Annotated in this window: 20 protein-coding genes; 16 read left to right on the top strand and 4 right to left on the bottom strand. The window is 42.8% G+C overall.

Going from position 1 to position 20,045, the window contains the following annotated elements; translation table 11 throughout:
• Positions 1–217 precede the first annotated feature (217 nt).
• The 3 genes from ACI2JM_RS09710 to ACI2JM_RS09700 form a co-directional block, all read right to left on the bottom strand.
• On the bottom strand, positions 218–1,036 hold the full coding sequence (locus ACI2JM_RS09710; protein ID WP_404643829.1) for a metal ABC transporter permease: 819 nt from the start codon (positions 1,034–1,036) through the stop codon (positions 218–220).
• Positions 1,037–1,142: 106 nt separating this feature from the next.
• Entirely contained in the window at positions 1,143–1,940 is a 798-nt protein-coding gene (locus tag ACI2JM_RS09705; protein ID WP_201555165.1) for a metal ABC transporter ATP-binding protein, read from the bottom strand.
• An 80-nt stretch (positions 1,941–2,020) separates the two neighbouring features.
• Positions 2,021–2,614, bottom strand: a complete 594-nt coding sequence (locus tag ACI2JM_RS09700) for a Fur family transcriptional regulator (RefSeq protein WP_296240487.1) — start codon at positions 2,612–2,614, stop codon at positions 2,021–2,023.
• Between the two features lie 196 nt (positions 2,615–2,810).
• Here ACI2JM_RS09700 and ACI2JM_RS09695 point away from each other — a divergent pair, with 196 nt between their 5' ends.
• The 13 genes from ACI2JM_RS09695 (at position 2,811) to ACI2JM_RS09635 (ending at position 16,061) form a co-directional block, all read left to right on the top strand.
• Positions 2,811–3,701: a metal ABC transporter solute-binding protein, Zn/Mn family gene (locus tag ACI2JM_RS09695; RefSeq protein ID WP_404643826.1), complete on the top strand. Its 891-nt coding sequence runs from the start codon at positions 2,811–2,813 to the stop codon at positions 3,699–3,701.
• A gap of 291 nt (positions 3,702–3,992) precedes the next feature.
• Positions 3,993–4,391 carry an ATP synthase subunit I gene (locus ACI2JM_RS09690; RefSeq protein WP_045452420.1) on the top strand — a complete coding sequence of 133 codons (399 nt, stop codon included), beginning with the start codon at positions 3,993–3,995 and terminating at the stop codon, positions 4,389–4,391.
• A gap of 684 nt (positions 4,392–5,075) precedes the next feature.
• Positions 5,076–5,942, top strand: coding sequence for a F0F1 ATP synthase subunit A (gene atpB / locus ACI2JM_RS09685; protein ID WP_055125357.1), 867 nt, complete (start codon positions 5,076–5,078; stop codon positions 5,940–5,942).
• 33 nt (positions 5,943–5,975) lie between these two features.
• Positions 5,976–6,224 (top strand): F0F1 ATP synthase subunit C, encoded by a 249-nt coding sequence (atpE, locus tag ACI2JM_RS09680; RefSeq protein ID WP_010197960.1) that lies wholly within the window; start codon positions 5,976–5,978, stop codon positions 6,222–6,224.
• A gap of 117 nt (positions 6,225–6,341) precedes the next feature.
• Positions 6,342–6,812, top strand: coding sequence for a F0F1 ATP synthase subunit B (locus ACI2JM_RS09675; protein ID WP_045452424.1), 471 nt, complete (start codon positions 6,342–6,344; stop codon positions 6,810–6,812).
• A 13-nt stretch (positions 6,813–6,825) separates the two neighbouring features.
• Positions 6,826–7,449: a F0F1 ATP synthase subunit delta gene (locus ACI2JM_RS09670; protein ID WP_045445877.1), complete on the top strand. Its 624-nt coding sequence runs from the start codon at positions 6,826–6,828 to the stop codon at positions 7,447–7,449.
• Between the two features lie 93 nt (positions 7,450–7,542).
• Positions 7,543–9,087 (top strand): F0F1 ATP synthase subunit alpha, encoded by a 1,545-nt coding sequence (atpA, locus tag ACI2JM_RS09665; protein WP_045445880.1) that lies wholly within the window; start codon positions 7,543–7,545, stop codon positions 9,085–9,087.
• Between the two features lie 226 nt (positions 9,088–9,313).
• Entirely contained in the window at positions 9,314–10,195 is an 882-nt protein-coding gene (gene atpG / locus ACI2JM_RS09660) for a F0F1 ATP synthase subunit gamma (protein WP_045445883.1), read from the top strand.
• Positions 10,196–10,245: 50 nt separating this feature from the next.
• Positions 10,246–11,679: a F0F1 ATP synthase subunit beta gene (atpD, locus tag ACI2JM_RS09655; RefSeq protein ID WP_045452427.1), complete on the top strand. Its 1,434-nt coding sequence runs from the start codon at positions 10,246–10,248 to the stop codon at positions 11,677–11,679.
• Between the two features lie 104 nt (positions 11,680–11,783).
• The gene (locus ACI2JM_RS09650; protein WP_021812807.1) at positions 11,784–12,200 is read left to right on the top strand and encodes a F0F1 ATP synthase subunit epsilon; all 417 of its coding nucleotides are present in this window, start codon (positions 11,784–11,786) and stop codon (positions 12,198–12,200) included.
• An 844-nt stretch (positions 12,201–13,044) separates the two neighbouring features.
• The gene (locus ACI2JM_RS09645; RefSeq protein ID WP_045445894.1) at positions 13,045–13,761 is read left to right on the top strand and encodes a response regulator; all 717 of its coding nucleotides are present in this window, start codon (positions 13,045–13,047) and stop codon (positions 13,759–13,761) included.
• Positions 13,762–14,075: 314 nt separating this feature from the next.
• Positions 14,076–15,764 carry an ATP-binding protein gene (locus ACI2JM_RS09640; RefSeq protein ID WP_404643820.1) on the top strand — a complete coding sequence of 563 codons (1,689 nt, stop codon included), beginning with the start codon at positions 14,076–14,078 and terminating at the stop codon, positions 15,762–15,764.
• Between the two features lie 117 nt (positions 15,765–15,881).
• Entirely contained in the window at positions 15,882–16,061 is a 180-nt protein-coding gene (locus ACI2JM_RS09635; RefSeq protein WP_045445897.1) for a hypothetical protein, read from the top strand.
• A 76-nt stretch (positions 16,062–16,137) separates the two neighbouring features.
• Here the strand turns inward: ACI2JM_RS09635 and ACI2JM_RS09630 are convergent, their stop codons facing one another.
• Complete coding sequence (locus ACI2JM_RS09630) at positions 16,138–17,616, bottom strand: ATP-binding protein (protein ID WP_404643818.1); 1,479 nt, start codon at positions 17,614–17,616, stop codon at positions 16,138–16,140.
• 494 nt (positions 17,617–18,110) lie between these two features.
• On the opposite strand from ACI2JM_RS09630, the gene rpsP reads away from it, so the two are divergent.
• From rpsP to trmD, 3 genes are all read left to right on the top strand, one after another.
• Positions 18,111–18,380 (top strand): 30S ribosomal protein S16, encoded by a 270-nt coding sequence (gene rpsP, locus ACI2JM_RS09625; RefSeq protein WP_045452431.1) that lies wholly within the window; start codon positions 18,111–18,113, stop codon positions 18,378–18,380.
• 185 nt (positions 18,381–18,565) lie between these two features.
• Positions 18,566–19,099: a ribosome maturation factor RimM gene (gene rimM / locus ACI2JM_RS09620; protein ID WP_045445903.1), complete on the top strand. Its 534-nt coding sequence runs from the start codon at positions 18,566–18,568 to the stop codon at positions 19,097–19,099.
• An 87-nt stretch (positions 19,100–19,186) separates the two neighbouring features.
• Entirely contained in the window at positions 19,187–19,957 is a 771-nt protein-coding gene (gene trmD / locus ACI2JM_RS09615; protein WP_193008853.1) for a tRNA (guanosine(37)-N1)-methyltransferase TrmD, read from the top strand.
• Positions 19,958–20,045: the final 88 nt, after the last annotated feature.

The following is a 20,045-nucleotide window of genomic DNA, read 5'->3' as shown; positions in this document are numbered from 1 at the left end:
TGCTGTTAAAACGAATGATAGATAAATAGATGTCATGCATCGAGTAGACTAATGAATTTTGGTCTGACCAATATGTTTTTTGGCTTGACGCCGCTAGTATGTCGATGGTATTAGGGCAAGTTTATAACATAAAGTCAATGAAAGCTCTATCATATTGATGAAATAAAGTTGGATAAGAGGATAAAAAACCAGCGGCTTTATGTGAACCATAATGTGTCTAACGGCGCGCTGACCAAATTTTTGCAGTGCTGAGCTTTGAGAAAATCAGCGCGATAAAAAATAAAATGGCTAATATTAATACGATAGCAAGTCCTGTCTGAATATCTAGCCAGATGCTTCCCCAAACGCCTAGTGTCACGCCAAGCTGTGCGATCAGTAGCGATATAACGACCATTTGTTTTGGCGATGATGACCACAAACGTGCCGTTAATGCTGGTAATACCAATAAACCACTAATTAGTAAGCTACCAACCGCTTGCAGGGCAATCGCACAAAATCCCGCCAATACGCCCATGAAGAACAGCCGCTGGCGTGTCGGATTAACACCTTGAATACGCGCCAGTGCTTCATGAGTGGCAAGCTTAATTTGTGCAGGCCATATATACATAAGTAGACCGAGCCCTACCAGCACGCTACCAGCAAGTAAGGGCAAGTCTGCCCAATCAAGCTCTAGCAAATTACCAAACAAAAACCCCAGTACGTTTGCTTGTTGGTCAGTCAACTGGGTCAAAGCCAATAAGCCTAAGCATAACAATGAAACCGCCACGACCGCCAAAACCGCATCGACAGGCAGGCGCTCATCATCGATTAATACCAGCCCTAGCACTACCATGACGCTGACCAAGGCAATGCCAATGCCCATAGGTAATTGCCACCATACTGCTAAAGCCACGCCAAGCAAGGTACCATGTGCTAAAGCATCAGAAAAAAAGGCCATGCGTCGCCACAAGACTAAGCAACCTAAAGGCGCTGATAGTAGCGCTAAAATACTGCCAGCGATCCAAGCGGGGGCAATGATGGCTAACCAAGCAGTCATAATAAATATCCGTAAAAGTTTTTATAAAGCTCAACGCTCGATATGTGTTTGATGTATTAAGCTTCGATATATTTTATATTTGTGAATGTTCAACGTGCCTTAATGATTATAGTTCGCTTGGGGCGTGATGCTCACAGGCATGTGGTTGATGTACATAAGGCTGCTCATAATGATGCCCAAATAGCTTTTGAAACTCACTACTAATGGCAAGCTCGCTTGGTTGTCCCTCACAGCAAATATGCTTATTAAGACAAATCACGCGTCGACTGCCTTTCATGACCCAATGCAGATCATGCGATACAACCAGCATGGCACAACGCAAAAACTCCGGCAGCTCATCAATAAACTGATAGAGCCAAACCTCAGTATCAGGGTCCAGCCCTTGCATCGGCTCATCTAAAATCAATAAGTTGGGTTTGTCTAACAGTGCTCGCGCGAGCAAGACTCTTTGTGTCTCACCACCCGACAGGTGCAGCATTTGTCGCGATAATAAGTGCGTCAATGACAAGTTATCAAAGATAAATTGACGCTGCTCAGACGTTAAACGCCTTTTATCCGCTTGTGCCAATAAATCGCAGACTCGTAATGGCAATATCGGCGGTACAGCAAAGCGCTGCGGCACATAGCCAAGCTGTAACTTTTGATGAGAGTTAATGTGCCCTTTGGTTGGCTCAATCAATCCCAAAATAAGTTTAACCAACGTTGACTTACCAGCACCATTGGGTCCAATAAGACTGACTGTTTCATTAACCGCAATGTCAATATCAATATGTGAGAGTAAGCGTTGATGCCCAATGTCGTAGCTGACATCGCTTAGGCTCAGCAGTTTACTCGCAGTATTAATGGTGTTGCCATCAACAGCGGAAAAGTTCGGTTGATTAGACGGTGAGGTAGACAGGCTCATAGTATGACAACCAATAAGTGAATGAGTAATACAAATAAAAAACGGATGACAAAGACTTACGCTTCAGTGGTCAGGGTGTGTTACTGGCACGCTTGGCAACGACCACTCAGCTCAATCACACTGCGTTCCACAATAAAGCCAACGTCTTGCTCAGCAAAACTCATCATTTCCTGTACGGGCACACTGCTACATTCTTGTACACGCTGACACTGACCGCAGATTAAAAATGCTGCGGTATGCTGCGCGCGTGGGTGACAGCAGGGCACATAAGCATTGATAGAGGTCAATTGATGTATCAAGCCTTCACTCAATAGAAACTCCAGACTGCGATAGACAGTGGGTGGCGCGACATTTTTTGGCGCTTGTTTTTTAGAGCTAATTTCTTTAGATGCTGCTTTCATTGGGTGCTGTTGCGAGTTAAGCGCTTCGCTGCTGTCATCAGTGTTATTAGGCTCTGATAAGCGCATTTGCTGCAATTGCGTGATCAAATCATATGCACCGATAGGTTTATTGGCTGCCAATACCAATTGATATATTTGCTGGCGCAATGGGGTAAAGCGTGCACCGTTTAGGCGACATTGTTCTTTTGCTGCCATTAGGCGCTCGGTCACGTCATGCGGCGTAAAGTCCTGCACATCATGTAAATGTTCGCAGACTGATAAACTGGTGGACATGGTGCAAGCTCCTACGAAAAAAAATGGCACTGTTATTATAGTAATTTATAATGTTATAGTATAACATACTAAAAATAAGAGCAGATAAATGATCTTGGCTTATTTATTGATACCTTGATGATCACTCAGATACAACGGCAATAATGTCTAAATGTTTCCACTTATATTTTATCTTTCATACATTAAAGAATCTATTATGAACTCAGTTTTCAAATATTTTTTAAGCTCAACCATTATACTACAGCGATGGCTCATTACGGGCATAGTTGCATTAGGCATCTTTACTGTGAGTGCACAAGCGGCAACAGTAAGCGTGAGTAACTACCCACTGTTTTTATTGAGTCAAGCAGTGACTGAAGGTTCACCGCCCGCCAAGCAGTTATTGCAGGCCGGGGAGGTAGGTCATCATGGCAGTATCAGCCCAGGCGATATTAAAGCCATTCAGGACAGTAAATTTGTCGTGTGGTTTGGTGAGCCATTAGAAAATAACTTGGCGGCAAGCCTTAATACCGCCCCCAATGCGATTGCCTTATTTGAATTTGATGCCTTTAATCGTCATCCGCTACGTGACGTCCAAGGCAAGCCTATTGCTGGCACCTTGGATCCACATATATGGTTAGATCCTGAAAATGCCAAAGCCATGACTCGTGCCCTTGCCGTGATTCATAGCCATGCTAATCCGCAATATAAAGCACTTTATCACGCCAATGCACAAAAATTTGCTCAGCGAATGGATAGGGGAGTGGCATCTTTCGTAAAACAAGCTAATGGCAAGCAGCAAACCCAGCCTTATTGGGCCTATCATGATGCTTATCAATACATCGAATCCAGCACAAACCTAAAGCTTGTTGGCAGTTTAAGCACTGATCACCATCTAGCACCACGAGCAAGCCAAATACGGTGGCTAAATGAGAAGCGTCCAGCCAAGCAAATGTGTCTAGTTAGCCCAAGTCAACCAGCCAAAGGTCTACTCGCTAAGTTACAGCCTGTAAAAACCACTGTGCAACCTGAAGATATGAGCAATAGTAAAGACTTTGTGAGTGGTTGGCAGACGATGGCACAGCAAATCTATCAATGTATATCGTAGGATAACTGATTAACCATAGTGGCTTGCAACGCTTTAGCAGCCATTATGTAGTCATACTTTGGGTGTTATCCATTGGTCAGTAACTATGATGTCTATGAGTGATTCAGCTAGGTCACTGATAAAAGGTATATTTTTCTTGCTTAACGGTGGTATGCCCCTTATAATAAGTGGCGTTTTATTTTGGTTAAAAGGTAACACCTGTAGAGTGAGCCGTTCACGGATAAAAGTGTCGCGACGATGTTATATTGCCACCTTATCCCAATGCTGTAAGGCTATAGGATTGCATTATCGATGACCAAGCCTGCCAAACGCACACAAAAAGATAAAATTGGCATCTATATCAAACGCCAAGCGTGGATATTATTTATCCTTATTATTATTGCTTGGGCTTTAGATACCAGTTGGCTACATAGTGAACTTACTGTTGCAAAAAGCGCCGCTATTGGTGCGCTACTCAGTTTTGCTACCCAAGCTGTATTTGCTTTTTTTATCTTTTGGTACACTGGATATCGCGCGCGCCAACATATTGTTAGCCAGCTATATCGAGGTCAAATGGCCAAATGGCTATTGACTGTGTTTGGTTTCGCACTAATTTTTATTACCGTACAACCCCTATCTGCGCCTGCGCTGTTTATCGGTTTTATGGTAATGCAAATTAGTCACAGTTGGATGTTGTGGCATATACGCTAGCATTAATAGACGATGACTATATCAATAGTTGAGTGCTTAATAGTGCTAGGCAAGTCACCCTGCCGTCCAGCTTCTCTATGACTGATTTCATAAGAAAGTCAAAACATACAAAACTGTCTAAAGACAGCGCCAATGATCATAAAGACTGTGATATGAGCGTTTAAATGAGTATAGCGTGTGATAATGGAGTCGATAGCCAATTATTAGCTATCAGTATTGCCCCTAATTAAATTCTTACAATTTAATTAATCACGCAAAGCTATGTTAGTAAACGTTAATAGTAGCTAACTTATTCATACAGTGCATAAAAAAGTCATAATTGACTTTACACGAATACAACGCTGCATTAATATAGGCAGCTAAATATTTTGCTTATGAACGCTGTATTAAGCGTCGATCGTGGAAACGCGGCAGTAAGTAAACACAGATATAATAATTTCGCGTACATATACAAGGGCTATTACTGAATCATCATAAGCCCTTTTTTGATAGCTAAAATTTATCTTAAGTTATCAAATTGCGCACTAGTAATAGAACTATGGGTTGGATGTTATTGATTACATGAGCGCTTTAGCATGGTTCATCGGCTTGCTAGCAGGTCAAATAGGATCGTTAATACCTCATCAGATGACAACCATATTTTTGGTAGTTGATTAAATCGTTGATTAATAAGAAGCTGACATTATGGCAGGCGAGCAAACAACAACAGACTATATCTCTCACCACTTAACGAACTGGACGTACGGCTATCTGCCGGGCGAAGGCTGGAAAGTTGCCTATACTGCTGAAGAAGCTAGTGCAATGGGCTTTAAAGCCATCCACCTTGATTCTATGCTTTGGTCAATTGGTCTAGGCATTGTTTTCTGCGCCATCTTCTGGATGGTCGCTAGAAAAGTCACTTCAGGCGTGCCGGGTAAAACTCAGGCTGCGGTTGAGATGATCGTTGAGTTCGTTGATAACAACGTTCGTGATTCGTATAGTGGTACCTCAAAGCTGATTGCGCCTTTGGCGTTGACTATCTTTGTATGGATATTCTTAATGAACTTGATGGATTTACTACCCGTCGATTTTATTCCTATGATTGCTGGCCAAATCGGCGCAATGATGGGACATGATCCACATCACGTGTTCTTTAAGATCGTTCCAACGACGGATCCTAATATTACGCTTGGCATGTCTTTTTCTGTCTTTATACTGATTCTGTTCTATAGTATCAAAGAAAAAGGTTTGGGTGGCTTTGTTGGCGAGCTAACACTGCATCCGTTTAGTGCCAAAAACCCTATCGTACAAATTATTTTAATACCCATCAACTTTATCTTAGAGTTTGTTACTTTGATAGCGAAACCTATCTCTTTAGGTCTGCGTCTATTCGGTAACATGTATGCTGGTGAGTTGATTTTCATACTGATTGCTCTAATGCCGTTTTGGATTCAATGGGCGTTATCAGTACCGTGGGCTATTTTCCACATCTTAATTATTACACTTCAAGCGTTCGTCTTTATGATGCTGACGATAGTTTATATGTCACTTGCATCATCAACTGAACATTAATTAGACATTCAATAGGTAAATGAGGATACATCCATGGATCCAGTATTAGGTGGTTACACAGTTATCGCAGTAGCACTACTTATCGGTTTAGGTGCACTAGGTACAGGTATTGGTTTTGCTATTCTAGGTGGTAAATTCCTAGAAGGCGTTGCGCGTCAGCCAGAACTTGGTTCACAGCTGCAAACTCGTATGTTCATCGTAGCAGGTCTTCTTGATGCTATTCCGATGATCGGTGTTGGTATTGCTATGCTATTGTTGTTCGCTAACCCTCTAGCAGGTTAATCAGAAAGCTCAGTTGTAAATGTTTGGTAGTCAAAGTTTGTATCTTAACCATAGCCAAAGTTTGGCTATCAAATATGATCAATGAAACTGATTTTTCATTAACAAAGAGGTGATCACGTGAATATCAATTCTACCCTCATCGGTCAAGCCATTGCTTTTGCAATCTTTGTGATGTTCTGCATGAAATTCGTGTGGCCACCACTTATTGGTGCCATCAATGAGCGTCAGCGTAAAATTGCTGAAGGCCTGAATGCCGCAGAAAAAGCAAAAGCAGATCTGGCGACCGCTGAGCAAGACGTCCAGCAGGAGCTTGATCTTGCAAAGACCAAAGCTGCTGCTTTAATCGAGCAAGCGAACAAGAGTGCCAACCAGCTTGTCGAAGATGCAAAAATGCAGGCCCAAGTGGAAGGCGAGCGCATTCGTCAACAAGCGCAAGCGTCTATCGACCAAGAAATCAATCAAGCGCGTGAATCATTACGTGCCCAAGTTGCTGAACTGGCTGTACTTGGTGCAGAAAAGATTTTGCAAGACAAAGTCGATGTGCAAAAACATGCCAGTATGTTAGACCAACTGGCGGCAAAGCTGTAACTGTGAGGATATAATGGCTGACTTATCAACCTTAGCACGACCCTACGCTAAAGCCGCGTTTGACTATGCCAACGAAAACGGGGCCGTAAACGAGTGGGAAAATTTCTTGTTTGTCGCCAGTGCAATTGTCAATGACAAAGCGTTCCGTACATGGCTAGAAAATCCAGCCGTTACGGCTGAGCATAAGTCAGCTGCTTTGGTTGATCTTTATGACTCACAAGTGGCTGGTGATAGCGACTCTGCTTTTAAACAGCTACTAGGCGAGAGCAAAGGCTCTCGTTATGGTAATAGTATTAGCTATCCTAAAGTGTCACCAGCGCTCAATAATTTTATTAAGCAGTTGGCGCAGCAAGAGCGTCTGGCGCTGCTTCCTGAAGTTTATGAGCATTATCGCCGCCACAAGGCAATAAGCTTAAAGCAGCTTGATGCTTACGTGACCTCTGCCTATCCATTGACTGACGCTCAGCGTGAAATGCTTCAAACGCGCCTTGCTGCATCGTTAAATGCTAGTGTGGTGATTCATGAGTCGGTCGATCCAAGTCTATTGGCAGGCGCTACCATCAAAGTCGGTGACAAAATCATTGATGATTCGATGCGCGGCAAGTTACAACAGTTAAAAACACAGCTAACGGCCTAATGCCATTTACCAGCGCAGTCATCTATGATCTGCGTGAAAGTAAGAGCATTTAAGTCAGTGGGCGGGTTATCATAAATTAAAGGAAACAAGGCAATGCAACAATTGAATCCAGCGGAAATCAGTAACCTGATTAAGCAGCGTATTCAAGACCTTGATGCGGGTGCAACTGCAAAGAATGAAGGCACGATTGTCAAAGTATCTGACGGTATCGTGCAGATTCATGGTCTTGAAGATGCCATGTACGGCGAAATGATTGAGTTTGAAGGCGAAATCTATGGAATGGCGCTTAACTTAGAGCGTGATTCTGTCGGCGCGGTAGTACTTGGTGATTACCTAAAGCTGCAAGAAGGTCAAAAAGCCTATTGTACTGGTCGTATTCTTGAAGTACCAGTAGGTCCTGAGCTGCTAGGCCGTGTTGTTGACGCCTTGGGAAATCCTATTGATGGCAAAGGTCCTATCGATGCCAAAATGACTGACAAAGTCGAAAAAATCGCCCCAGGCGTTATTGATCGTCAGTCAGTAGATCAACCAGTAATGACGGGTTATAAAGCCGTTGATACTATGATTCCAATTGGTCGTGGTCAGCGTGAGCTTATCATTGGTGACCGTCAGACGGGTAAAACCGCGATGGCTATCGATGCGATCATCGCGCAGAAATCATCTGGTATCAAGTGTGTATACGTCGCAATCGGTCAGAAACGTTCTACCATTGCAAACGTCGTACGCAAGCTTGAGCAAACTGGTGCCCTTGAATATACGACTGTCGTCGTCGCTTCAGCGTCAGAACCAGCAGCACTACAGTATATCGCACCGTATTCAGGTTGTACGATGGGCGAATACTTCCGTGACCGCGGTGAAGACGCACTGATTGTATTTGATGACTTATCAAAACAAGCCGTTGCTTATCGTCAAATTTCACTATTGCTACGTCGTCCGCCAGGTCGTGAAGCGTATCCTGGTGATGTATTCTATTTACATTCACGTTTACTTGAGCGTGCATCACGCGTAAACGCGGCGTACGTAGAAAAGTTCACTAATGGTGAAGTAGTTGGTAAAACCGGTTCTTTAACCGCACTGCCAATTATTGAAACCCAAGCTGGTGACGTATCTGCATTCGTACCGACTAACGTGATTTCAATCACCGATGGTCAGATTTTCTTAGAATCAAGCCTATTCAACTCAGGTATCCGTCCAGCAGTTAACGCTGGTATCTCGGTATCTCGTGTGGGCGGGGCAGCTCAGACTAAGATCATCAAGAAGCTATCTGGTGGTATCCGTACTGCACTAGCTCAGTATCGTGAACTGGCCGCCTTTGCTCAGTTTGCATCAGATCTTGATGACGCGACTCGCGAACAGCTTGATCATGGTGAGCGTGTGACTGAATTGATGAAGCAGAAGCAGTATCAGCCAATGTCAATCTCTGAGCAAGCTGCAGTTATCTATGCATCGAATGAAGGCTTTTTAGCGGACGTTCCTGTCGAAAAAATCGGTTCTTTTGAAGAAGCTTACTTACGCTATATGCATGATGAGCAAAGTGAATTGATGCGTGAGATTGATGATACTGCGAATTATAATGATGATATCGCAGGTCGTTTGAAGTCATCTTTAGAGACCTTTAAACAAAATCACAGTTATTAATTTAACGGGTTAAGCCGAATTGGTTATGGCTGTCTTTGATGGCTGATAAAGTGGCGCATTGTCTTGTATTTTTTTATTAAGACAGTAGCGCCACTATTCTAACCATTGACGGTATTAGATCGCGTCATGCACAAAATATATAACATTAATCTGTTAGATCGATGTTATATACTAAATAATTGTCGCATGCGCCAATGCTTTTTAACCCTCTTATATTGGAATCATTATGGCAAGCTTAAAAGAGATACGTGCCAAAGTCACCAGTATTAAAAGCACCCAAAAAATTACTCGTGCTATGCAAATGGTTGCGGCAAGTAAAATGCGCCGTGCCCAAGAGCGCATGGAAGTGGGTCGCCCGTATGCTGATAGTATGCGCCGGGTTATTTCACATTTGGTGCATGCCTCATCAGACTATAAACATCCGTATATGGTCTCGCGTCCAGTCAATAAGGTTGGCTATATTGTCATTACCTCTGATCGCGGTCTGGCGGGTGGTTTGAATATTAACTTATTCAAAGCTTTATCTAAGAGTATCCAGCAGTATCAAGATCAATCTGTACAAACTGAGTTTGCAGTCATTGGCGCTAAAGGTGTGAGTTTTTTCAAAAACTTTGGTGGTAAAGTGACCTCGGCAGTAACCGATTATGGTGATAAGCCAACGTTTGAGCAGATAAACGCACCGGTTCAAGCGATGCTTGACGATTATACTAACGGTAAAATAGACCGCATCTATGTGGTTTATAATAAGTTTGTTAATGCGATGACCCAAAAGCCAACTGTCAATCAGTTGGTACCTTTACCAGACAGTGCGTTTGGTGAAGAAGAGAGCGGCATTCAAACAGAACTGAGCTGGGATTATATCTACGAGCCTGATATCAAAACATTGATTGATGAGTTGCTTGGCCGCTATATTGAGTCGATTGTGTATCAAGCGGTAATGGAAAACATTGCCTCTGAGCAGTCCTCACGTATGGTTGCGATGAAAGCGGCGACAGATAATGCTGGTGACCTAATTAACGATTTACAGTTGGTTTATAACAAGCTGCGTCAAGCGGCGATTACCCGAGAAATCTCGGAAATCGTTGGCGGTGCTGCTGCTGTTTCATAATTGAAACCCCTTATGAAACCCACTATATACAGAAGTTCAAGGAGAACGCAATGAGTAGCGGTCGTATTGTACAGATTATTGGCGCGGTTCTTGACGTTGAGTTCAACCGTAGTGAAGTTCCTCAGATTTATGATGCCTTGCAAGTAGATGGTACCGAAACCACCCTAGAAGTACAGCAACAACTAGGTGATGGCATCGTTCGTACTATCGCAATGGGTTCAACTGAAGGCCTAAAGCGTAACTTAACAGTCACTAACACTGGTGCGCCTATTGCTGTGCCTGTTGGTATTGGTACGCTTGGCCGTATCATGGATGTTCTTGGTCGTCCTATCGATGAAGAAGGTCCTGTAGAAGCTGATGAAAAATGGTCTATCCACCGTGAAGCGCCAAGCTACGCGGATCAGTCAAACAGCACTGAGCTGTTAGAAACTGGTATTAAAGTTATCGATCTACTTTGCCCGTTTGCTAAAGGTGGTAAAGTTGGTCTGTTTGGTGGTGCTGGTGTTGGTAAAACCGTTAACATGATGGAGCTGATCAATAACATCGCTCTAAAACATGAAGGTTTGTCAGTATTTGCTGGTGTTGGTGAGCGTACTCGTGAAGGTAACGATTTCTATCACGAAATGCAAGAAGCCGGCGTTGTAAACACTGAAGACTTTAGCAAATCTAAAGTTGCGATGGTATACGGCCAGATGAATGAGCCACCGGGTAACCGCTTGCGTGTTGCGTTGTCTGGTTTGACCATGGCTGAATACTTCCGTGATACCAAAGATCCTGCCACTGGCAAAGGTCGTGACGTATTGCTGTTCGTTGATAACATCTACCGTTATACACTAGCCGGTACTGAAGTATCAGCACTACTTGGTCGTATGCCATCTGCGGTTGGTTATCAGCCAACACTTGCTGAAGAGATGGGTATGCTGCAAGAGCGTATTACCTCAACGCAGTCAGGTTCTATTACTTCTGTGCAAGCAGTATATGTTCCTGCGGATGATTTGACGGATCCATCACCAGCAACGACGTTTGCTCACTTGGATGCAACGGTTGTATTGAGTCGTGATATTGCTTCACAAGGTATCTATCCTGCGGTTGATCCGCTAGATTCAACCTCGCGTCAGCTAGATCCATTAGTCATTGGCGAAGAGCATTATAACGTTGCTCGTGGCGTGCAAGAAATTTTGCAGCGCTATCGTGAGCTAAAAGACATCATCGCTATCTTGGGTATGGATGAGTTATCAGAAGAAGATAAACTAGTCGTTTATCGTTCGCGTAAGATTCAGCGCTTCTTATCACAGCCATTCCACGTTGCTGAAGTCTTTACTGGCGCACCTGGTAAATATGTACCACTACGCGATACCATTGCTAGCTTTAAAGCAATCATCGCGGGTGAATACGATGACCTACCAGAGCAAGCGTTCTATATGGCTGGTGGCATCGACGAAGTTGTTGCTAAAGCAGAAAAAATGAAATCTACTGCAGCGTAAGTTGTGTTAGCATTTGCTAAAAGGCAGATAAACCATAAAAAGTCTATTTGCCAGTTAGTAACGCCTCGCAGTTTTGATTGTGTTTTGATCGTAAGGAGTTAAGTATGGCAACGTTACAATGTCGCGTCGTAAGTGCTCGTGAAGAGTTGTATTCAGGCGAAATTAGCATGTTAATAGCTACTGGTACCGAAGGCGAGATTGGTGTATTGCCAGGTCACACACCGCTTATTACTTTGTTAAAACCGGGTGCGATGCGAGTGCAAACACCAAACGGTGAAGAAGAAGTGATTTATGTATCAGGCGGTGTTTTAGAAGTACAGCCGAAGATGGTTACCGTATTGGCTGATACAGCGATGCGTGCACATAACCTTGATGAAAGCAAAATTGTCGAAGCACGTAAAAAGGCTGAGCAGATGCTGGTTAATCAATCGGATACTGTACAAACTAATGCAGCTTTAGCATCATTAGCAGAGTCTGTGGCACAGCTACAGACTATCCGTAAGTACAAAAACCGCGCTTAATTTTTTGTGGAAAATTTTAGAGTTTCTTTTTGACTCTTACCACAGATATAAAAAAACAGTCCATCATGGGCTGTTTTTTTGTGTCTATTATTTAATATTCTATGCTTTTTGATCGAGGATAAACACACTATTTATAATGCAATTTCGATTTCGACAGCCAGCTTTTTTAAATATGAGTGTTAACTAACTATGCATACATGAACTAGGGCGTGTCATCAATTAGATTGTGAGGCTTAAAATGAGAAAAACTGTAGATAAACAAGGAAGCAATTGCCGTTAATATGAACATATTGACAAAATTGCTGACGATGTTTAGCAAAATTTAGCCATTTTAAGACCACTAAACGTACTAATGTGCTAATTGATGACACGCCCTAGGTATTTACTAAACATGTATCTACTAATTATATATCGAATAATAACAGGCAGTACGGGAATAGTAGATGAAAAAGTCACTGGCAGCAACGGTGATATGTCGCTATATTAGACGTAACAGGAATACAAGTATCAGTATCAATCAAGTATCCTATCACTGTGCGCTGCATTAAGATTGCCTACTTATAGAAATTCAGGTGAGGAAAGGGTCGTAAAAAAACATTTCACTTGCTATTATTTGTATAAAGCTCATAATTTTTGGACGTAAACTAAAGTTTTAATGGGCGTAGTTTATAGGTTTTGTTAACGACTATAAGCTATAGTATAGGAAGCTGTATGTTTAATAGTATACTGTGCTACCAAGTTTGTAACAGCTATACCAACATCAATTGTGCCACTTAATGGTGCTATTAATTTTACCGCTCTTACTTTTACTGCTTTTAAATGAGATGTATTAGAGGATATAACAATGACAACGAATGAAGAAGACAACACCCCCCGAATTTTGATTGTTGAGGATGATGAGCGTCTGGCCATGTTGACTCAAGATTACTTGGTCAAAAATGGTTTAGAAGTCGCTATCGAAACCGATGGTAATCGTGCTATTCGTCGCATCGTCAGTGAACAACCAGATTTGGTCGTACTTGATGTCATGCTTCCTGGTAGCGATGGACTGACGGTATGTCGTGAAGTACGCCCGCATTATCAGAATCCTATTTTGATGCTGACAGCGCGTACTGAAGATATGGATCAGGTACTGGGTCTTGAGATGGGTGCTGATGATTATGTCGCTAAACCTGCTCAGCCACGTGTCTTGCTAGCACGTATTCGTGCGTTATTACGTCGCTCAGAAAATGCCCCATCAGAAGATGTGCCACAGCGCCTAGAATTTGGTGAACTGGTCATCGACAATGGCGGTCGTTCTGTGAATTTAGGTGATGAGTTGGTTGATTTCACCAGTGCTGAATATGACTTATTATGGTTGCTTGCTTCTAATGCGGGTCGAATTCTTTCGCGTGAAGATATCTTTGAGCGTCTACGTGGTATCGAATATGACGGTCAAGATCGTTCAATTGACGTTCGTATCTCACGCATTCGTCCAAAAATCGGTGATGATCCAGAAAATCCAAAACGTATCAAAACCGTTCGTAGTAAAGGGTATTTGTTCGTTAAAGAAGGCAACTAAGTCAATTTTGCCCCGGCAACGGCTTATTACTCATTAGCGTGACCAAAGAAACCAGCAACTAGGCTGGTTTTTTTGTGGCTAAATTTTAATTTTTGAACTTAAATACAGCGTTATGTGGTTTAATTAAGCAATTATTGCGGGTGCTGCCTAAATGTACATGAGGTAAATGGATTTTAGGTGATGCTCAGTTATAAATTGAAATACAGCAGCCAGAATGGTTTTTTATTCAACAGTGTTTGATATCATTTATCACGCAGCGCTTGTTTGCTGAATGATGTCGGCAGTTTTTCTTCATTAAGTTGGTTACGGCACGTATGTCATTAGTCTCTTCTTTAAAACACAGTATCTTTGTTCGTATTTATGCTGGGCTACTCATAGTCTGTTTGTGTGTGGCATTGTTTGCTCAACTGTTGATGGATACCATCAACAAAGAGCGCGTCCAATCCTACCGTGAAAACATGGCAACAGGGGCTTTTCATCTGGTGAGTGAAGGTATCGCTCATCAAGAAAGTGAAGAGCAGCGTGAATATTGGTTGTCTGATGCCAGTAGTTTATTTGGCTCAGAATTCAAAGTTTTGCCTATTGATGAAGTGGACTTTAATGCCAGTGAACTGCGGCGTTTTGAAAATGGCAATACGGTCGTTCGTTATACCGAGCAACCTGTCTATGCCGATGTGTATTATCGTCTACCTGACAATCAAAGTGTTTTGACCGCCAGAATATCGCAAGTGACTGAGCAGCAAGTACGGGCAATCGCTGTGTTTTTATTGGATGATTTGTCTTACTATGTGACGTTATCTGACAAGCGTGCCCGTTTGGCTGAGCTGGAAAAAAAGTTTTCCTTTCCTTTAGAGTTTAAAGCCGTCAATACACTGGATTTGGATACCGATCAGCTTGCACGATTACGCCGAGATGAAGTGGTTATTTCCTTACAAGATACCAATAGCAGCAAAAGTAATTCGGCTATTAGAGTAGTGGTGCCTTCTGAAATCAATGACATGGCGATATTGATTGGTCCGGTGCCATTATTCAATTGGTTTCCACTTAATCTGATTATTAGTATGATTCTTATCAGCATGTTTTTAATCAGCTTAGGTGTGTATGCGTTGATTTTTCCACTTGAGCGTAAATTGCAGTTGATTCAGGTTGGCGTCAATGAGGTGAGTAAAGGTAATCTTGAAAGTCAAGTTCAAGTAATTGGGCAGGATGAAATTGCCCGTTTAGCCGCGACTTTTAATGCCATGACCTCGCATATCAAGCGCCTTATTGAGTCGCAGCGAGAATTAACACGAGCGGTATCACATGAGCTGCGTACACCGGTGGCTCGTATCCGTTTTGCCGTTGATATGTTGGCTGATACGGATGACGAAGACTCGCGTTTTATGCAGCGTGATTTTATTGATGAAGATATCGAAGCGCTTAATGGCTTGATTGATGAGATTTTGACCTACGCCAAGTTAGAGGAAGGCTCACCAAAGCTGGATTTAGAACCAGTCAATCTTAGAGAGTTATTGGAGCAGATTGAGCGTGAAACCAATGCCTTGGGTAAGCCTATCAAAATAGTAACCAAGCTGCCGAATGCTAAAATAACCGCTGTCGCAGATAGGCGTTATTTACACCGTGTGATTCAAAATTTAGCGGGCAATGCCTTACGTTATGCAGAGACCACGATTATCATTAGTGCTGGCGTCAGAAAGGGCAATGCTTTTGTTAGTGTTGAGGATGATGGTCATGGTATTCCAGAAGCAGATCGCGAAAAGGTTTTTATTCCATTTTCACGTTTAGATGACAGTCGCACACGCGCCTCAGGCGGCTATGGTTTAGGCTTGTCTATTGTATCGCGCATTGCCTTTTGGTTTAATGGCAGTATGAAAGTCGATGAGAGCCGAGAGCTTGGCGGTGCACGATTTGTCATGACGTGGCCTATCAAACCACTGACACAAATTTTGGCTGCTGATGAACTGACGCAAGAAAAAAGCGAGCGTGGTTTTGAAGATAAATAATGCCACTGCACAGGATTATTGTTATTTTTAGAATGGATATACACCTTAGATAGAATTGTCGGTTAATTTTTATTATTAACGGTTTAAAGATAGCTTTAAATCAGAGGAGGGCAAAGGATGCCATATTTATTTGGTGGTTTGGTGGTACTAAATGCAATAACGTTGGGCTACTACTTATTCTTGCAGCAGCCATCGACGACGCAAACGTTAACAGCAGCGCAAGAAAATATTACTCAGCCATTAGCGTTTACCAATAGCGCCAAATATATTCCACCTATCATTGGAAACAAAGACTAGGTGTTATACAACTAAATAGTCGCAGCGAATTGTTTTGACCATTTATTAGCTTTAGTGATGAACAGTTCAGCAGCTATCAGTCTTCTTTGTTCCCTGTCTTGTCATTAAAGATAGGCGTTTTTTGTGTATCGGCTGCCATGGTTGTATCTCCAGCAACCTTGGAAAGTAGGGGAATACGCACACACACTTGTAAACCTCCGTCGGGATGGTTAATGGCTTCTACCGTCCCATGATGCAATCTGGCGATACGATCGACAATCGCTAGACCTAAACCACTGCCTTGTGTGGTACGTGCTGTCTCTCCGCGTTCAAAAGGCTGCATAATACGTTCTAGCTGATCTTCCGCAACGCCATCACCACAGTCACGCACACATATCAGCAATTGTTCTTGCGCCTCTCTATTGACGACATTTTCACTGACGACATCGCTATCTTCCTCTTCAATGGTTTCTATAAAAGTTGGCACAACAGTCGCTGATAGGTAAATGGGCGGTTTGCCATAACGCTTGGCATTATTGACCAGATTGATCACAAGGCGTTTGATAGACATGGGGCGCACAGGAACCACTTTGTGACACTCTGATTGATAGATGAACTCCATTGGTGCAAATTGCACCATGATCTCATTAAAGATGGTATCCAAATTGGTTAGGCTGACTGGCTCATCGGAGCCATCTTTCATAAACGAGATAAACTGCTCTAAAATTGCATCCATGTCTTCAATATCATAAATTAATCCCTCTCGGAAAAAGTCATCAGGTAACATCTCAGCAGTCAAACGCATACGAGTTAAAGGTGTTCGCAGATCATGCGAGATACCAGCGAGCATAATTGTACGCTCTTTTTGTGCTTGATTTAATGTCGTGAATAGACGATTGAATGCCATGTTGACCTGACGTATCTCCGTAGGTCCTTTTTGTGTTGGCAACGTAGTGGCATGACCGAGCCGAATATAATTGGTCGCAGCACGCTGTAAATATCTTAGCGGACGATTTAATTGCCGCGCCAGTAAAATAATGGTCAGCAGCGATAAAATAGGCAATCCAATGAGAAACAGCAACAACAATGCTGGGCTATATTGTGAATAATAAACCACGGGCTCACGAATCCAAAAGCTGTCATCACGGCTGTCTTGCACCCAAAGCTGCGGTGTCGGTTTGAATTTAAAATAAACCTCGACAGGTCGACCCAATTGCGCACCGATTTCGCGTTGTAAGACATCAGTGAAGACGCCGACAAAGGCCTTATCAGACACTGCTGGAAAGTCATTAGGGTTATTCACTACCACGACATGTGAGTGTTGATAAATCCATTGGCGTACTTCAGGACGATTTTTCCAGTCTTTGTTGACACTATTCATCAACTGCAGCTCGCTCGTTAAGTAACGCGCATGGTTTTTAAGCTCGGGTAAATATAGACTGCGCCAAAAAAACAGAATCGACAAGCTGACACTGATAAGAACAATGAAAGAGACCATCAAGGTTGTCAGCCAAGTGTTGGAGTAAGAGCGCGTGAACCGCCCTTTGCGACGTGGTTGCGATTTTGGTGTGGTCATATGGATCCAACATATTAAAAGATGCTTTATTGAGTTTAGTGTAAAAATGGTGCTTTTTTATGTCGTTCAAAAACAACGTGCCATACTTATGAGTAGCATAATGATTGCGATTCTTGAGCGATGGCGCAATTCGGTAGGCGATAGCATCATTCACTCGCTGACTATGTCATAGAGTAGCATAATCAATGAATGACACGGATGGCTTTAAAACAGTAGGCAACAATTGAATACTCAAATTTGCACTAATATATTACTGAGTAATATAGCACCAAATAATACAGCGCTGAATAATACAGCAACGAGCCAATTGGACATGATGTAGAGGCAGTATCTTCAGTTAAAAATCAGTGGTGATGATCAATTGTATTTTACATCGACGGGCATTTAAGCTATTGTTAATAAATAATTAAATAAGCGCAGTTTATGTTTTCAATAAATCAAGACTGTGATATAATTATGCCCTTTTTGGTATACCTGCGAAAGAGAGAATTCACATGGTTGTTATTCGTTTAGCACGGGGCGGTGCCAAGAAACGCCCATTTTATCAAGTAGTTGTTGCTGATCAACGCCGCGCGCGTGACGGTCGCTATATTGAAAACATCGGCTTTTTTAACCCACTCGCTAAAGAGTCTGAAGAAGCAGTACGCCTAAATATGGAAGCGTACAATGCGTGGATCGCAAAAGGTGCACAACCTTCAGATCGCGTTGCTTCATTGGTAAAAGCTTTCAACAAGTCTGTCGCGCAAACTGAAGCAACTGCTTAAGTTTTGTGGTCACTGAGACGCTGATAGCTCGTCTATAAGCAGTCTCGATAGACTTTAGTAAAAAACATAGCGTAACTGGTCTAACTAGGTACGCCATTAACTGTTTATCGCTTTTAACTGCGTTTATCGTTTTTAATTGCTTTTTATTTATCTTCGCTGTGTTCATCATTGTTAGGTTAGCCGTTATGTCCTCTGCTCCAAACGCTAGTGCCCTTATGAAAATTGGTCAGCTCAAAAAGCCTTATGGCATCAAAGGTTGGCTTTGGGTATTTAGTGAGACAGATGATCGTACGGCGATATTTGACATTAAACCTTGGTGGATGAAAACCGCTACCGGCATGAAACCTTTAACCGTTAAGGCTTGGCGTGAGCAAGGCACAGGAATTGTGGCTCAGTTTGAGCAGATTCCTGATCGCAATGTTGCTGAGACTATGAACGGGGTAACTCTTTGGGTCGAGCAAGACATCTTGCCAGAACCCGCTGAAGATGAATATTACTGGTCGGATTTGGTCAGCCTGCGCGTTGTAAATGAGCAGGATGAGTATCTAGGCGACATTACTGAGATGTTTGAGACTGGCGCTCACGCTATTATGCGAGTTGCGGCAAACTCAGACAGCTTAGATGCCGATGAGCGCCTGATTCCATGGCACAAGCAAACTGTAGTACAGGTCAGTCTGACTGAAAAAACAGTGCTGGTGGCATGGCCGAGTGATTATTGATAATAGTTTTAACTTTGCGGTTAAGCTTTATCAGTAATAACACCGATTTATTTAGCCAATATTAGCCACTGCGCAAGTAGATACCTAATGTATTTTGCCGTTATTAGTATTTTCCCTGAGATGTTTGCCACGATTCGTGAGTTTGGAATCACGGGTCGAGCAGTCACTCAGAAACAAGTGACGATTGAATGCATTAATCCGCGTGATTTTACCAGTGATAATTATCGCCGTATTGATGAACGTCCGTATGGTGGCGGTCCTGGCATGGTGATGATGGCTGAGCCATTATCCCAAGCGATTGAGGATGCGCGCCTACGAGCGATTCAACACGGCTGCCGTGTCGACAAAGCGCACTGTCCGGTGATTTATATGTCGCCACAAGGACAGACGCTGAGTGAGAGTAGTGTGGTCGATATGACTGAGTATGACGGCATGATTATATTATGTGGTCGTTACGAAGGTATTGATGAGCGCCTACTGTCGCAATATGTTGATATGGAAATATCGCTTGGTGATTACGTACTTACCGGTGGTGAGCTACCAGCAATGGTGCTAATGGATAGTGTGATACGTCGTCTGCCTGATATTATGGGTGATGATAAGTCAGCTGAGCAAGACTCGTTCGTCGATGGCTTGCTTGATTGTCCACATTATACTAAGCCGCATGAGTTTGCGGGTATGGCAGTGCCTGAAGTGTTACTTTCAGGTCACCATGCCAATATCGCGAAGTGGCGCTTTAGTCAGCAAGTCGAACGTACGCAAGCGCGTCGTCCAGACTTATGGCAAGCGTTTACGCCAACGGTAGAGCAAGCAAAGTGGCTAAAAGCATTGGCAAAAGCAGATAAAAAACAGCGTTGATAGCGGCTAAAAAGATAAACAGTTAAGCAACAGAATTTTGAGCAACAACAAAACGAGTCATAGCATAATGGCCGTTTGTCATAACCCA

The sequence above is a fragment of the Psychrobacter sp. NPDC064578 genome (genome assembly GCF_044901245.1).
Taxonomy (GTDB): domain Bacteria; phylum Pseudomonadota; class Gammaproteobacteria; order Pseudomonadales; family Moraxellaceae; genus Psychrobacter; species Psychrobacter cibarius_C.
The sequence above is the reverse complement of the archived record's forward strand: the minus strand, read 5'-3'. Positions and strand labels throughout refer to the sequence as shown.